This window comes from Thalassobius vesicularis, from assembly GCF_004799325.1.
GTDB lineage: Bacteria > Pseudomonadota > Alphaproteobacteria > Rhodobacterales > Rhodobacteraceae > Thalassobius > Thalassobius vesicularis.
The window spans coordinates 699,800-715,534 of sequence record NZ_SSMD01000001.1; the positions used below are offsets into that span (position 1 = coordinate 699,800).

Annotated in this window: 9 protein-coding genes; 6 read left to right on the plus strand and 3 right to left on the minus strand. The window is 64.2% G+C overall.

Translation table 11 applies throughout. The annotated features are described in order from the left end of the window. Positions 1–38 precede the first annotated feature (38 nt). Positions 39–1,052, minus strand: a complete 1,014-nt coding sequence (locus E7681_RS03465; RefSeq protein ID WP_136337858.1) for a ParB/RepB/Spo0J family partition protein — start codon at positions 1,050–1,052, stop codon at positions 39–41. A gap of 107 nt (positions 1,053–1,159) precedes the next feature. After that, positions 1,160–2,539 (minus strand): AAA family ATPase, encoded by a 1,380-nt coding sequence (locus E7681_RS03470; RefSeq protein WP_136337859.1) that lies wholly within the window; start codon positions 2,537–2,539, stop codon positions 1,160–1,162. A 417-nt stretch (positions 2,540–2,956) separates the two neighbouring features. Here E7681_RS03470 and E7681_RS03475 point away from each other — a divergent pair, with 417 nt between their 5' ends. The 6 genes from E7681_RS03475 to E7681_RS03500 all read left to right on the plus strand — a co-directional run bounded on the left by E7681_RS03475 (position 2,957) and on the right by E7681_RS03500 (position 14,489). Next, positions 2,957–3,982: a replication initiator protein A gene (locus E7681_RS03475; RefSeq protein WP_136337860.1), complete on the plus strand. Its 1,026-nt coding sequence runs from the start codon at positions 2,957–2,959 to the stop codon at positions 3,980–3,982. A gap of 221 nt (positions 3,983–4,203) precedes the next feature. Beyond that, complete coding sequence (locus tag E7681_RS03480) at positions 4,204–4,608, plus strand: hypothetical protein (protein WP_136337861.1); 405 nt, start codon at positions 4,204–4,206, stop codon at positions 4,606–4,608. A gap of 72 nt (positions 4,609–4,680) precedes the next feature. Beyond that, positions 4,681–6,993 (plus strand): M10 family metallopeptidase, encoded by a 2,313-nt coding sequence (locus E7681_RS19255; RefSeq protein WP_136337862.1) that lies wholly within the window; start codon positions 4,681–4,683, stop codon positions 6,991–6,993. A gap of 170 nt (positions 6,994–7,163) precedes the next feature. Continuing rightward, positions 7,164–9,731 carry a calcium-binding protein gene (locus E7681_RS03490; protein WP_136337863.1) on the plus strand — a complete coding sequence of 856 codons (2,568 nt, stop codon included), beginning with the start codon at positions 7,164–7,166 and terminating at the stop codon, positions 9,729–9,731. 150 nt (positions 9,732–9,881) lie between these two features. Then, complete coding sequence (locus E7681_RS03495) at positions 9,882–13,184, plus strand: calcium-binding protein (protein ID WP_168733148.1); 3,303 nt, start codon at positions 9,882–9,884, stop codon at positions 13,182–13,184. Positions 13,185–13,310: 126 nt separating this feature from the next. Then, positions 13,311–14,489 (plus strand): nucleotide sugar dehydrogenase, encoded by a 1,179-nt coding sequence (locus tag E7681_RS03500; protein WP_136337865.1) that lies wholly within the window; start codon positions 13,311–13,313, stop codon positions 14,487–14,489. A gap of 76 nt (positions 14,490–14,565) precedes the next feature. Here E7681_RS03500 and E7681_RS03505 read toward each other — a convergent pair whose 3' ends face one another. Then, positions 14,566–15,678 carry a polysaccharide biosynthesis/export family protein gene (locus E7681_RS03505; protein ID WP_246032394.1) on the minus strand — a complete coding sequence of 371 codons (1,113 nt, stop codon included), beginning with the start codon at positions 15,676–15,678 and terminating at the stop codon, positions 14,566–14,568. Between the last annotated feature and the right edge of the window lie 57 nt (positions 15,679–15,735).

Genomic DNA, 15,735 nt, shown 5'->3' on the forward strand with positions numbered 1-15,735 from the left:
TTTCGCGCGCGAAACAGACTCTAACGCAGGATCAGAGTCTATTTTTGGTCGCGTTCGACCAGCCAGGCGATCAGATCGGCGGCCAGGTTTTCATCGACCGCGTTGCCCTTGACCGTCAGCTTGCCGCCCTTGTGGTGGCGCACCACCTGCAATCCGGGGCGGATGGTGCGGGTGATATCAGTCCCTGTCTTGCGTTTCAGAGACTGTTTCGTGGGTTTATTGGCCCGCGCCAATTCCCCCAGGGCAGCGTTGATCCGGTCCATTTCCTCGACCGCGAATTTCGGCGGATCGGCCTGGATGTGGCGGGCGATGACCTGCGCGATGGCGGGGGCGTGCTCCAGCTCTTTCGCCAGGATCAGGCCGGTGCGCTCGCCGATGGCCTCGGGGAACAGCAGGATGCCGTCCAGCAATTTCACCAGCGTCAGGAAGCTGCCGATCTTTGACCGTTTGGCCCGACTTGCGGCGTGATAGAGACTGCGCAGCGCCTCGCGCTCGTCCTCGTAAACGCCCTGTTCAACGGCACGCAGGGCGATGCGGGCGCGCTCGTAATAGCTCAGCCCGACGCGGATCTCGTTTTCCTCGACCATCGCCAGATAGGCGTCGGATGCTTGTTCAGGCTTGCGCAGAAACGCCAGCACGACCGGCTCGGCCTCGCCGGCCTCGGCCAGACGCGAGATCGCGCGCAGACGCCGCCAGCCCGAGATCAGCCCATAGCGCCCGTCGGGCAGGGGGGCGACCTCGATCGGGGTTTGCTGGCCACGCTGACGGATCGAGGCCATCAGCACCTCCATCTCGCCCTCGTCCACGTTCAGGCGATCCCGCACCAGGTAATCGGGGACGACCTCGGCGATGGGCAGTTCCAGCACCATGCGGCCATCTTCGCGGGCACGGCGCAGGGTTTCGGACATCTCCTCCATCGCGGCGGTGGCGCTGGCCTGACCGGCCACATCGGCGATGGGCGGCGCGCGGCGCGGTTCCGGAAAGATCGAGGGGGTGGGCGCCTCGGCCAGGAAATCGGTGTTTGCGGGGGCAAGGCGGCGGCGTTTGGCCATGGCTCAGGTCTCCTCTCGTGTGCGGGGCAGGGTGGGGCGACAGGGTGAACAGACCCTGACCCGACCGAGCGCCGCTGTTTCGCGCGCGAAACATGTGGGGCGGGGGCTCACTCCGCCGCCTGTTGTTGGCTGATCTCGTCGCGGCGCCAGGCACCGATCAGCAGGGATTTGAACGCGGCATAGGTGGCGTCGAAGGTTTCACGCCCGCGGGCATAGGTCTCGCGGTTGAAGTCGCGATAATCCGCCTCGTAGATGCCTTGCACCTGCTCGCCGGCTTGGCCGATCAGGGCGGTGAAATCCTGACGGTGCGGCGACAACGTGGGCCCCAGATAGGCCTGCATCAACGCGGCCAGTTCCGCCTGTTGGCTGCCGTCATAGCGGGTGATCACCGCGCGCACTGCGTCCCATTCGAAGTTCAGTTCAGCCCGGCCCAAAGCTCGCGCGGCCATGTTCTCTCCGTCCTCGATGGATTTGAACGTGGTGTGCAGCATGTCGAAGAACCGGCCGGTCGAGTCGAACTCGAGGAACGAGGCCCCCAGCGGCACCAGCAGGATGTCCGAGGCGGCCAGACCGTTGATCGTCAGGTACCCCAGCGCGGGGGGCGTATCGACGAAAACGATGTCGTACTGATCCAGAATGCCGTCGGCCTGCAGGCTGTCGGTCAGCGCGTCCCACAGTTTCCAGCCACGCCCCTGCATGCGCCAGACGGGGATCTGGAACTCGGCCCAGTAAAGGTTCAGCTGCGCGCCGATCAGGTCGATATTGGGCCAGTGGGTCGGCTGGATCAGCGACTGCGCTTTCACGTCCAGCGCGGCACTCAGCGTGTCGTCCAGCGGGATCGGCGCCTCGCCCCGGTCCATCCGGCGCTGGTTGTCGGAGCGCAGGTAGCTGGCGTAATGGCGGGCCAGCAGAGGGAAAACGGTTTGCCATTCATCCTCGACCTTGCCGCCGAAGATCGAGGTCATCGAGCCCTGGCTGTCCAGATCAATCACCAGCACGCGGTAGCCATCCAGCGCTGCCGACATCGCCAGATGCGCCGCGGTCGAGGTCTTGCCGACACCGCCCTTGAAGTTGGCCACGGCGACCAGCTTGGCGGGCAGGCCCTTGGGGCGGTAGGGCAGGTAGTTCTTGGTCTTCGACCCTTCGGCGGCGAAATGGGCGCGCAGCTTCAGTACCTCGTCGAGAGTGAACCACTTGGCGCCGCCCTCGGTCTCGGACCGGCCTTGCGGCAGCTCGGGGTTCTGTTTCAGCACGCGGCGGAAATGGCCTTGCGCGACGGGGATCAGGTAGCGGGTAATCTCCCAGGTCGAGAACATCCGCAACGAGCGGTGCCCGTCCTCTTGCAAACCCCGGCTGGCCAGATCGGTGCGACCGCGTTCGCAGGCGGTGGCGATGGTGGCAAAGCCGTCGGTTCCGGCAGGACGGCCCAAAGCGGCCAGCGCCTGATCGGGGTCGATGGTGAAATAGGGGGGCAGGGAGGATGTCATTGCTCGGGCCTCATGTGCGCTCTTTTCCTCAACATACCGGAAAACGCGTAACATGGAAGAAAAACCCTCACCTCCCTTGCCTTTTCATAGCCAAATCCCCGGCTTTTCAGGGGAAATTCGGCAGATCTGAGGGCCCTGGCAAAAAAAAAGACGGTTAGAATTCTGTTAATTTTATAGTTACAGGGGGCGGGCTGATCTGGCAAGCTCTTGGAGTCATGGGGGTTTTTGATGCTCAGATCGGCACAGGCGACTCTGAAACCCCGATGAGGTGACTCTGATCCGCCGCTGATCCGACTCCGATCCCCCGAAGGCGGGCCACGGCGCGCTGGACGCAGGCTGTGGATAACTTTAGGGTGTCAGTGAAACCCCGAAACATAAACGGGGACTCAGAGCAGACGACACACGGGACAGGCGGCCATGAACGGGCAGGCAGGCGTTATGCGGGGGGCAGGGTTGCTGCCGGACCGGCATCCGACAGGCGACATGTTCGTCTGCGATATCTTTGATGCCTCGCCCAAGGACGACCTGGGCTCGATGGAGCATCCGATCTTTTCGCTGTCCACCCGCCCCGACCGGCGCATCCTGAGCTATGCGCATAACGGGGTCGAGGTGACGGTCACGCCCTCGGTGCGGGGGCGGGCGACGATCCACGACAAGGATATCCTGATCTATTGCATCAGCCAGCTGATCGCGGCGCTGAACGCGGGGCGCGAGATTTCGCGCACCCTGCAGCTGAAGGCGCATGACCTGCTGGTGGCCACCAATCGCGATACCGGCGGCGACAGCTATGCCCGGTTGCGCGAAGCCTTTGAGCGGCTGGCCGGCACGCGTATCACGACCAACCTGGAAACCGGCGGACAAGAGGTGACCAGCGGGTTCGGCCTGATCGAAAGCTGGGAGATCATCCGCAAGTCCCGCGGCGGGCGCATGGTCAGCGTGGCGGTGACGCTGTCGGAATGGCTGTTTCGGGCGGTGGTGTCGAAATCGGTGCTGACGCTGAACCGCGCCTATTTCCGTCTGCGCAAACCGCTGGAGCGGCGCATCTACGAGCTGGCGCGCAAGCATTGCGGCCGTCAGCCCGAGTGGCAGGTGGGTTTGGCGACCCTGCACAAGAAGGCGGGCTCGACCGCGCCCCTGCGGGTGTTCCGCGCCGCGGTGCGCGGGATCATCCAGGACGCGACCCTGCCCGACTATGACATGAGCGAGGCGGCGGGCGATCTGATCGTCTTTACCCGCCAGGGCCAGGTCATCGCCCCGGGCGAGGCGCCGCAGCTGTCCGAGGACACTTTTGCCCAGGCCCGCGAACTGGCGCCGGGCGGCGACATCTACGCGCTGGAGGCCGAATGGCGCGCCTTCTGGGTCGAGACCGGGCGCCCGCGTCTGCACGCCCCTGACCGCGCGTTCCTGGCCTGGCTGAAGACCCGCGTGGCGCGCGGCCTCTGAGTGGTCGGACAAATCCCTCCCTGTGACGGCTTGCGCGTTGAAAAGACGCGCGCTTTGCTGATAGACTTGCCCTTGGGGGCCACGGACTGTCTGCAGGGTTGGTATGTTGCAGGCGGTCGCATACCGGAGGTGCGATGCGTGGAAAGAGGCTCGGAACAAGCTGCCGATTTGCCAGACGGGTTTTTCTTGCCGGTCTTGGCTGTGTTGTGGGGGGAATGCTGATGTCCGCCCCCGTCTCGGCCATGTCCGAACAGCGCGCGCGTCCCGTGATCGCATTGTCCTGCCCGCAGGACGCATCCGAGATTGGACGGGCCTTGTGCGACGCGCTGAAACAGGCGTTGCGGCAGGCCAGCCCCCATGCGGTGATCCGCGACGGTGAAGAGGTCGCCCCGATGGCGGGCAGCCTGGCGCTGAAGCTGGTGGCGGTTCGGGAAACCCGCCATGGGATCGTCACCCAGCTGCAATGGAAAACCACATCCGGGGCTGGCTGGGAGACCGGCCCGGAGGTGGCCCTGGATTCCCCCGACGTGGCGCTGCGCGGCTCGATGCTGTCGCGCTATGCCGAGGGGTTGGTCCGGGCCAGCAGACTGCCGCTGCCTGCCGAACGGCAGGACCAAGACCAGTGAGCGCTTCCCTTTGGGGGAGATGGCGTTCTTCAAGAGTGAATTACAAACGGAACATCCAACGGAGATTTTCAAATGTGTACGATTTGCGCTCAATTGCATCCGGCCCAGCCGGATTGCGCCCTGATTACCGAAACGTCTGACGCCCCCGAAGGCACCAGCACGCCGTATTCCATCAATGTCGGCGACGTCTTTTCGGGCTCGCTGACCAACGGCTCGGACGCCTATGACTGGGTGGCCGTGACCCTGACCGCGGGCACCACCTATATCGCGTCGCTGTCGGGCGCGCCCTCGGGCTCCGGCACCCTGCCCGATCCCTACTTCTACCTGTACGATTCGTCGGGCAATCTGATCGCCTATAACGACGATGGCGGCACCGGCTATGACTCGCTGCTGAGCTTTGTCGCGTCCTATAGCGGCACCTACTATCTGGTGGCCTCGTCCTATGGCGCCAACGACACCGGCACCTACGAGATGAGCATCGTCGAGGATGTCCCGCCGGCCCCCGGCACGCTGGATGAACTGGCGGCCTTCCTGACCGATGGGTACTGGGAATCGACCGGCCGTGCCGGCCGTGCGTTCGACACCTCGTCCTCGAACGTGATCACCGTGAACCTGACCGGCCTGACCGCCGATGGCCAGCAGCTGGCCCGCTGGGCGCTGGATGCCTGGGCAATGGTCGCCAACCTGGATTTCGTCGAAGTCACCACGGGCGGCGACATCACCTTTGACGACAACGACTCGGGCGCCTATTCGACCTCGACCACCGTCGGCTCCGAGATCATCTCGTCGCATGTCAACATCTCGACCAGCTGGATCGCGTCCTACGGCACCACGATCGACAGCTACTCGTTCCAGACCTTCGTGCACGAGATCGGTCACGCGCTGGGTCTGGGTCACCAGGGTGCCTATAACGGCGCGGCCACCTACGGCGTCGACGAGACCTTCAGCAACGACAGCTGGCAGATCTCGATCATGTCGTATTTCAGCCAGACCGAGAACACCACGACCAACGCCACCTTCGCCTATCTGCTGACCGCCATGATGTCCGACATCATCGCGATCCAGAACCTGTATGGCGCGCCCGGCAGCTCGAGCGCGACGGCGGGGGCCACCACCTGGGGCGCCAACACCAACCTGACCAACTACCTGGGTCTGCTGCTGAACAGCGTTGTGAACGGCACCACCTCGGGGGTCTACAGCGGTGAACCCGTGGCGCTGACGATCTACGACCAGGGCGGCTGGGACGTGCTGGACGTGTCACCCTCGATGACCAACGACTTCATCAGCCTGTGGCACTCGACCTTCTCGAACATCGGCGGCGGGATCGGCAACGTGGGCATCGCCCGCGGTACGATCATCGAAAGCGCGCGCGCCGGGTCGGGTAACGACACCATCGTCGGCAACTATGCCAACAACTACCTGGACGGCGGCGCCGGCAACGACTCGCTCACGGGTGACTACGGTGCGGACACGCTGGTTGGCGGCACGGGCGCTGACTTCCTCGATGGCGGCCTGGGCAATGACCAGCTGTGGGGCGGTACCGACAACGACACCCTTCTGGGTGATGAAGGTAACGACATCCTGGGCGGTGCCAGCGGCAATGACAGCCTGCTGGGCGAAGCCGGCAACGACACCCTCTATGCCAGCGCGGGCAACGACTATGCCAATGGCGGGTCGGGCAACGACGAGATCTGGGGCGATTCCGGTATGGATACCCTGATCGGCGGCTGGGGCAATGACACCCTGGGCGGCGGTGCCGACAATGACACCGTGTCGGGCGATGATGGCGCTGACCTGCTGTATGGCGGTCTGGGCAACGACCTGCTGTATGGTGGCAATGACAACGACGCGCTCTGGGGCTCGGACGGTGTGGATACGCTGTATGGCGATGCTGGCAACGACACGCTGGGTGGCGGTCTGCATAACGACTACTGCTCGGGCGGGTCGGGCGACGACCTGATCTTTGGTGGCTACGGCAACGATAGCCTGATGGGAGATGCCGGCAGCGACACGATCTGGGCGGGTCTGGACAACGACTCGATCCGGGGCGGCGCGGACAACGACCGTCTGTTTGGCGAGTCCGGCAATGACACCCTGCTGGGTGAATGGGGCAACGACACCCTGACCGGTGGCACCGGCGCGGACGTGTTCCAGTACACCAACGGCTGGGGTAACGATGAGATCACCGACTTCTCGTTCAGCGATGGCGACCGGCTGCTGCTGGACGACATCCTGTGGGGTGGCGGCATGACCACCGCGCAGGTGATCTCGACCTACGCCACTGTGAACAGCTGGGGCACCGTGTTCAACTTCGGCGGTCAGTACCTGACCGTTCTGGGGGCGAACGATGCGGGCACCCTGGCCGGGTTGATCGACATCTACTGATCGCGCCCGACATATCAGACCCACAACGCCCGGCCTTTTGGCCGGGCGTTTGCGTTTCTGAATGACCTTACGTCATCGTCTGACGATTGATCCGGGTCAACGTCCACATGCGGCAAACCGCATAAAATTCCCCCAACTGCGTATTCCGCAGCATTTGGGGGAAAATAGATATGCCAAGTTCTGTTCTGTTGCCGATCACCAGTGATACGCTCGTTGCGGGCGCCGATATCGTGAACTTAAGCACGTTCTCGGATGGGGTGAACCTGACCGTTCTGCCGAATGGCAACTACGTTGTCGTGTGGGATAACCGGCCCGACTCGGGCGTGAATGAGGTCTGGGGCTGTGTCCTGGATCCGACCGGGCAGCCGTTGACCCAGCCCTTTGCGGTCAGCACGCCCGACACCGTGCACGGCATGGATCAGTGGGATCCGGATGTGACCTGGCTGGCGGATGGCTCTTTCGTGGTGGCCTGGACCACCGAGGAATGGAACAGCGGTTACAACACCGGGCGCAACGTGATGATGCGGCACTATGCGGCCGACGGCACCCCCCTGACCGAGCCCTACACGGCGGTCTACCAGATCAGCCCCGGCGGATGGGTGAGCACCTCGAGCTGGGAGCTGGAGCCCGCGCTGACCACGCTGGAAAACGGCAATGTCGTGCTGGTTTATTACAACGACCTGGACCTGTCGCTGCGCATCTACGGCCCGGATGGTGTGACCGTTCTGAATGATTTCCAGGTCAATACCCTGGCCGATCAGTACCAGCATTATGCCTCGGTCACGGCGCTGCCGGATGGCGGTTTCGTCGTGGTGTGGGAAGATAACGATGGTGTCGACGGGTCCAGCGCGGGGATCATCGTGCAGCAGTACAATGCTGATGGCACGATCGCGGCCCCGCAGGCGGTGGTGAACACCGATACCTATCGCGGGCAAGAGGAACCCGTGGTCACCGCGCTGGCCGATGGCGGCTATGTGGTGCTCTGGTATTCGGGCTACAACGAGGCCGAGTCGCGCACCCAGTACTCGGTGCGGGCGCAGATTTTCAACGCGGACGGCACCCCGCAAGGGGGCGAGTTCCTGGTCAACGACTACGAGTTCGACCGCTATTACGTGAACGGGTTCGAGGCCGTGGCCCTGCCCGATGGCGGGTTCTTCGTGGTGTTCCAGATGGCCGATGACTGGTCGGGCAACTCTTACGACATCTACGGCCAGCGGTTCATGGCGGATGGCAGCACCGTGGGCGGGGCGTTCCGCATCACCAGTGCCGTCACCGGCGGGCAGACCACGCCGCGGATCGAGATCGGCCCCGACGGGCTGGTCACGGTGATCTGGGTGGACAATGGCAGCGGCGATACCGCGGCCGGGGTCTATTCGCGCAGCTTCCTTGTGCCGGTGCTGAACGGCACGCCGACCTGGCTGGATGACGTGATCGCGCTGGATGATGCTGGCGGCTCCATCGACCTGCTGGGTGGCGATGACATCGGCATTGGCGGCGCCGGGATGGATACGATCCTGGGCAATTTCGGCCATGACACGCTCTATGGCGGGGCTGGCAACGACTTCGTGTCGGGCGGCTGGGGCAATGACCTGCTGGAGGGCGAGGACGGTGACGACACGCTCAACGGCGACCAGATGAACGACACGCTGATCGGTGGTCTGGGCAATGACAGCCTGTGGGGCGGGTCCGAGCATGACCTGCTGCTGGGCGAGGCCGGCAACGACACCCTGGTGGCCGGCGCTGGCAATGACCAGCTGTGGGGCGGCGATGGCAACGACCTGCTGTACGGCACCAGCGGCGCCAACATCCTGGGCGGTGGTACCGGCGACGATACGGTCTGGGGCGGCGTCGATGCCGACACGGTCTATGCGGGCGCAGGCGCGGACCTGCTCTATGGTGGGGCTGGCAACGATCAGATCTGGGCCGATACCGGCAATGACACCGCCTGGGGCGGTGACGGCAACGACCAGATCGGCGGCGGCGCGGACAATGACCAGCTCTATGGCGAGGCCGGGAACGACACGCTGTATGGTGGCCTGGGCGATGACACGCTCTATGGCGGCGCGGGCGATGACGCGCTGTGGGGCATGGACGGCAGCGATGTGCTCTATGGCATCTCGGGGCAGAACACCCTGGGGGGCGGCGCGGGCAACGATTACATCTGGGGCGGCAGCGACGGTGACGTCGTCTATGGCGGCCTGGGGATCGACGACATCCACGGCGGTGACGGCAACGACACCGTCTGGGCCGGCGCCGACAATGACTATGTCGCGGGCGATGGCGGCAATGACGTGCTGAACGGCGAGCTGGGCGACGACTTCGTGTCGGGTGGCTGGGGCAACGACACGCTGAATGGCGGTGACGGTGCCGACTACCTGTACGGCGACGAAGGCAATGACGTGCTGCGCGGCGGAGACGGCGACGACTGGATCTTTGGCGGTCTGGGCACCGATACGCTGACCGGCGGGACGGGGGCCGACTTCTTCCTGTTCCAGCCCGATTGCGACACCGACATCGTCACCGACATGAACATCGCCGAGGGCGACATGGTCGAGATGAGCTCCTCCCTGTGGATGGATCACGGCTATGGCACGATGACCGCGGCCGAGGTGATCGCGCAATTCGCCAGCGTGAACGCCTGGGGCAGCACCGTCTTTACCTTTGACGGCGGTCAGGTGCTGATCCTGCAGGGCGTCACCGATCTGGTTGCCCTCGAAGGGGCCCTGTTCATCGTCTGATGACGCCTAATAAAAAGCCTCCCGGTCCATTCGTGGGCCGGGTTTTTTATTTACTTGTTTCCGTAGGATGCTAGGTTTGCCGGTACATTTCGCCACACCACATGCCCCAAGGGCATGCTTGTCTGGCAGGCTTTTTGGGGGACCCACCGCATGCTTATTACCTATACCGGATCCGACAATGTCTTTTTTGGAACGGCCTTTTTCGGCCCGTTCGGACAAGACGTAACGCTGCTCAGCGGCACCTCGACGCAGATCGTCGTGCAACAGCCGGATACGGGGGTGATTACCGTGGCCACCGGCACCGGGTTCACCTTTGATGGCACCGGGCAGCCCACTGGCGGCACCGTGACCGGTTTCAGCATGTCGCTGAACGGGACGGTCCAGACCACGATCACCGATATCAGCTGGAACCTGGTGGCCTTCATCTCGGCACTGGACGAGATCGACCAGAACGAGAACTACGCCCCGATGGGTGCGCTGTTCTCGGCCAGCCCGATCGTCGTGGATGCCAGCACCGCGACCGGGGGGTTCGATTTCAGCGATATCGCCGACCTGTCGCCCTTCATCACGGCCACGATCACCATCACCGGCTCCAGCCATGACGACACGCTGATGGGGGGCGCAGCGAATGACACGATCAACGCGGGCGCCAATGACGGCAACGACCTGATTGGTGGCTCGGGTGGCAATGACGTCTACGATTTTGGCGATGCTGATTCCAACAGCTACTATACGCTGACCTACGAGATGCAGACCGGCCCGATCGTCGTGACGCTGGATGGTGTGGCGGGGCAGGGCACCGTGACCGGTTCGGGGACCGACACCCTGAACAACATCAACGCCGCGATGACCGCTTCGGATGGCGGTCTGGCCATCGTCGGCACCGGCAGCAACGACACGTTCAACGTCACCACGACCGGCACGCAGTGGGCCTCGGTCGTTGGGGGCGCGGGCAACGATACGTTCAACCTGACGCTTGGCTCGGGGATGCGGGTGGATTTCCGCAGCATCGTCGAGATGGGGGCCACCCAGGGCCTGATCATGGATCTGTCCACGGGCGTGGTCAGCAATGACGGTTTCGGCGGCACCGACCAGATCAACGTCACCGGCAGCGGCCGGCTGGAAATCCGCGCCACCAACAACACCGACCAGATCACCGGCAGTTCCCGCAACGAAAGCTTCATCCTGGAGTTGGGCAACGACACGCTGGATGCGGGCGCCGGGTTTGACCGTCTGCGCTATGACCGTGGCGGTGTCGAGTATGTGACAGTGGACCTGTCCACCGGCCTGATCTCGGGCGTCTGGTATGGCTCGGCCTTCATCCATACGGTTTCGGGTGTGGAATGGGTGCGCGGCTCGCGTACCGGCAACGACCAGCTGATCGGTGATGGCAACGCCAACCGGCTGGAGGGCATGGGCGGCAACGACACGCTGAACGGCATGGGCGGCGGGGATACCCTGATCGGTGGTGACGGCAACGACCTGATCATCGGCAATGACTTCGACAACATCTGGGCCGGCGGTGGCGATGACACGATCGACCTGAGTGCGGTCACCGGGGCGGGCTGGGTCTTTATCAGCTACTCGGATGTCACGGCTCCCGTGATCTTTAACATCGACGGCACCGCCAATACCGGTAGCGTGACCGGCGCGGGGTCCGACACGATCATCAACATCAACAACGCGCTGTATGGCGACGGGCTGGATACCGAGGGTACGGATGGCGATGACACGTTCAACGTCACCCTGGCCGCGGGTCAGTGGATGTCGATGCACGGTCGTGACGGTGTGGACACCTACAACATCGCGGGCTCGGGCTCGGTCCGGCTGAACTTCCGCGGTGGTAACGGCGCCGATGTGGACCTGTCCTCTGGCACCGTGAACGACGACGGCTTTGGCAATGTCGAGGTGATCAACGGCACCGTCTGGGAACTGCGCGGCAGCAATGCCGACGACACCTTTACCGGCAGCGCCAACAACGAAAGCTTCATCCTGGAAGGCGGCAATGACGTGCTGGACGGCGGGCTGGGCTTCGACCGTCTGCGCTTTGACCGTTCGGGCATGAGCGCGGTCGTGGTGAACCTGCTGGCCGGAACCGCGACGGGTTCGTTCAACGGCTCCAGCTTCTCGCACAGCATCACCGGGATCGAGTGGGTCCGCGGCACCGGCTTTGCCGATGAGATCACCGGCAACAACGATGGCAACCGTCTGGAGGGCCGGGGCGGCAATGATACGCTGTATGGTCTGGGCGGCAACGACACCCTGACGACGCGCGACGGCTGGGGCGTGCTGTACGGCGGTGACGGCGACGATGTTCTGACGGCGGATCAGTGGGGCGATATGCTGAACGGTGGCGCCGGTCATGACACGCTGGATGCCGGCGGCGGCGATGACGAGCTGTGGGGCATGGCTGGCGATGACAGCATGCTGGGCGGTGCAGGCAACGACCGGCTGGGCGGCGGCGACGGCAACGACACGCTGATCGGCGACACCGGCCTGGACACCGCCTTTGGCGGCAACGGCAACGACGTGCTGAACGGCGGCGACGGCAATGACCAGCTGTGGGGCGACGGTGACAACGACACGCTGTACGGCGGGTTGGGCAACGACACCTTGGGCGGCGGCACCGGCGACGACCAGCTGTGGGGCAATGACGGCGCGGATACGCTTTATGGCGGCGCGGGCAACGACCAGCTGGGAGGTGGCACCGGCAATGACGAGCTGTGGGGCGCTGACGGCGGTGACACCCTGTTCGGCGGCGACGGTATCGACACGCTGGGTGGCGGCACGGGTTATGACCAGCTGTGGGGCGATGCGGGCGACGACCTGATCTATGGCGGTCTGGGCAACGACACCATTGGCGGTGGCGACGGCAATGACGAGCTGTGGGGCGGCGATCAGAACGACACGATCTACGGCGGTCTGGGCGACGACCTGCTGGGCGGCGGCACCGGCAACGACGAGCTGTGGGGCGGTTCTGGCCAGAACACGATCTATGCTGGCCAGGGCAATGACACCCTGGGCGGCGGCGTCGATGATGACGAGCTGTGGGGCGGCGCTGGCGACGACCTGTTCTATGCCGGCGGCGGCAACGACACCGTCGCAGGCGAGGCTGGCAATGACTCGCTCTATGGTGGTCTGGGCGATGACACCCTGATCGGTGGCGAGGGCGATGACGTCATGACCGGCGGCGGCGGCGCGGACCGGTTCGTGTTCCGCACCGGCTTTGGCAACGACGTGGCGACCGATTTCAGCCTGGCGCAAAGCGACGAGCTGGCGCTGGACGACGCGCTGTGGGCCTCTTACGGCACGCTGACCGCGGCGCAGGTGATCGCGCAGTTCGGCTCGGTCAGCGGTGGCAATGTCGTCTTCACCTTCGACGGCGGAGAGGTCATCACCCTGAACGGCCTGGGCTCGCTGGCCGGTCTGGACAGCCATATCGTGATCATCTGATCCGACCCCTTTTTAACGACCGCAAAGGCCCCGGACATCCGGGGCCTTTGTCTTTCGGGTTTGACGGTTGCTTTTTGCGCGCCAAGCACCGACCCTGCCGCAAAAGACCGAGCAGAGAGACCCACCATGCACACCCCTCCGGCTAGGATCACCGTCGTCGGCATCGGCTATGTCGGCCTGTCCAATGCCGTGCTGCTGGCCCAGCACAACCCGGTCACCGCGTTGGACATCGATCCGCGCCGGGTCGAGATGCTGAACGCCCGCCAAAGCCCGGTCATCGACCCCGAGGTCGAGATGTACCTGCGCCATCACCCGCTGGACCTGACCGCGACCACAGATGCGCAAGCCGCGCTGGCCGGGGCCGAGATCATCCTGGTGTCCACCCCCACCAACTATGACCCGCTGACCAACCATTTCGACACGTCCAGCGTGGAACAGGTGGTGGCCCAGGCCCAGGCGGTGAACCCCGAGGCGCTGATCGTCATCAAGTCCACCGTGCCGGTCGGGTTCACGGCCGATCTGGCGGACCGCACCGGGGCGCATGTGATCTTCAGCCCGGAATTCCTGCGCGAGGGGCGCGCGCTTTACGACAACCTGCATCCCAGCCGGATCGTGGTGGGCGAACGCTCGGCCCGGGCTGAACGGTTCGCGGCGCTGCTGGTGCAGGGTGCGGCGGCAATCGATGTGCCGGTGCTGTTCACCGACCCGTCCGAGGCCGAGGCGATCAAGCTCTTCTCCAACACCTACCTGGCCATGCGCGTCGCCTATTTCAACGAGTTGGACAGCTACGCGCTGGCCAATGGCATGAACGCCCGCCAGATCATCGAGGGCGTCGGGATGGACCCGCGCATCGGGGATCACTACAACAATCCGTCCTTCGGCTATGGCGGCTATTGCCTGCCCAAGGACACCAAGCAACTGCTGGCCAATTACGAGCGCGTCCCCCAGACCCTGATCCGCGCCATCGTCGATGCCAACACCACCCGCAAGGATTTCATCGCCGCCAGCATCGTGGCGCGCGATCCGCAGGTGGTGGGGATTTACCGGCTGGTGATGAAGGCGGGCTCCGACAATTTCCGGCAAAGCTCGGTTCAGGGGATCATGAAGCGCATCAAGGCCAAGGGCATCCAGGTCATCGTCTACGAACCCACGCTGGAGGCGGCGGATTTCTTTCGCTCGCCGGTGGTGAACGATCTGGCGGCGTTCAAGGCGCGCTGCGATCTGATCGTCGCCAACCGCATCACCCCCGATCTGGAGGACGTGCGCGGCAAGGTCTTTACCCGCGATCTGTTCGGCAGTGACTAGGCCCTTCGGTTTGTTCCCATGAAAAAGGCCGCCCCGTTGGGGCGGCCTTTCGCTATGAAATAGCGAGTGCGCGGGTTCAGCCGCCGGGTGCCACGTTGACCACACCGAAGACCGTACCAATCAGGCCCAAAATCGTACGAGTCGCGCTGAGCGGGCTTTCGGTGGCGATCACGGTATCCTCGGGCTGGATCGGGAACTTGCGCGCCGCGAACAGCCCATCGGCCGAGGTCAGATCGAAGGTAAAGACCATCCGCTCGGACGCCGGGCCGCTGCCGTTGTAGCGCACCGCTTCGGCCGGGTATTCGCGCAGCACCAGCACGCCCTTCAGGTTGGCGCGGTATTCCGACAGGCCACCCATCATCGACAGCGATTCCAGCGCGGTCACGTTTTCCTTGGTGAAATAGACCAGCTCTTCCTTGCCGGTGGCCCCCAGCGCGGTGAAGTAGCGGTCGTCCTCCTCGACGATGACCTTGTCATTGCCGCGCAGGGGAACGTTCTTGCGCGGATCCTCGAACAGGGCGCTGGCCGGGATGGCGTAGCTGCCGCCGTTGCGTTGCAGCCGCACCAGCGGGTTGCGCATGCTCTTGTTGATGCCGCCGCCCTGGGCGATCAGGCTGAGGATCGAATAGTTGCGGTCGGGCAGGGGATAGGTGCCGGGGGTTTCCACGCCCGAAACCAGATCGACCGAGTTCTGCTTGCCCGCGCTCAGCGCCAGTTGCACCTGCGCCTGCGGCACGATCGGGGCCAGCGATTCTTGGATATGACGGCGGGCCTGATCGGGGGTCATGCCGCGGATCTGCACCTCGTCCAGGTAGGGAACAAAGATGGTGCCCGAGGTCGAAACCTGCAGCCCCTTCATGTTCACCGACTTTTCATTGCCCGAGGCCAGCAGCGAGTTTTCCTGGTTGTCCCAGATCACCAGATCGATCTGGTCGCCGGTGCGGATCACCGGGCTGTCGGGGCCGCGGTTGTTGCCGATCCAGTGATAGGTGCCGTTGCCGGCAACGCCGGGCCATTTCTGCAGGGCGCTGACATTGGCGCGGGTGACGGGCATCACGGCATAGCCTGCGTCGGGCTTGTCCTGCTCGCGCAGGATTTCGCTGGTCAGGGCAGCCCCGCGCGGAGAAGTGCAGGCCGTGGGCAGGGCCAGAGCCAGGGCAAGAACCGACAGTTTCAGAAAATGCGTCACGTGTGTGAATCCCGATCATCCAGTTGCCTTCGGTTCTAGCCAACTGAACCGGTGAAA

What these genes read in the sequence shown, in the direction of transcription:
- E7681_RS03465 (WP_136337858.1), bottom strand. Translation starts at nt 1,052, where the DNA reads ATGGCCAAACGCCGCCGCCTTGCCCCCGCAAACACCGATTTCCTGGCC.
- E7681_RS03470 (WP_136337859.1), bottom strand. Translation starts at nt 2,539, where the DNA reads ATGACATCCTCCCTGCCCCCCTATTTCACCATCGACCCCGATCAGGCG.
- E7681_RS03475 (WP_136337860.1), top strand. Translation starts at nt 2,957, where the DNA reads ATGAACGGGCAGGCAGGCGTTATGCGGGGGGCAGGGTTGCTGCCGGAC.
- E7681_RS03480 (WP_136337861.1), top strand. Translation starts at nt 4,204, where the DNA reads ATGTCCGCCCCCGTCTCGGCCATGTCCGAACAGCGCGCGCGTCCCGTG.
- E7681_RS19255 (WP_136337862.1), top strand. Translation starts at nt 4,681, where the DNA reads ATGTGTACGATTTGCGCTCAATTGCATCCGGCCCAGCCGGATTGCGCC.
- E7681_RS03490 (WP_136337863.1), top strand. Translation starts at nt 7,164, where the DNA reads ATGCCAAGTTCTGTTCTGTTGCCGATCACCAGTGATACGCTCGTTGCG.
- E7681_RS03495 (WP_168733148.1), top strand. Translation starts at nt 9,882, where the DNA reads ATGCTTATTACCTATACCGGATCCGACAATGTCTTTTTTGGAACGGCC.
- E7681_RS03500 (WP_136337865.1), top strand. Translation starts at nt 13,311, where the DNA reads ATGCACACCCCTCCGGCTAGGATCACCGTCGTCGGCATCGGCTATGTC.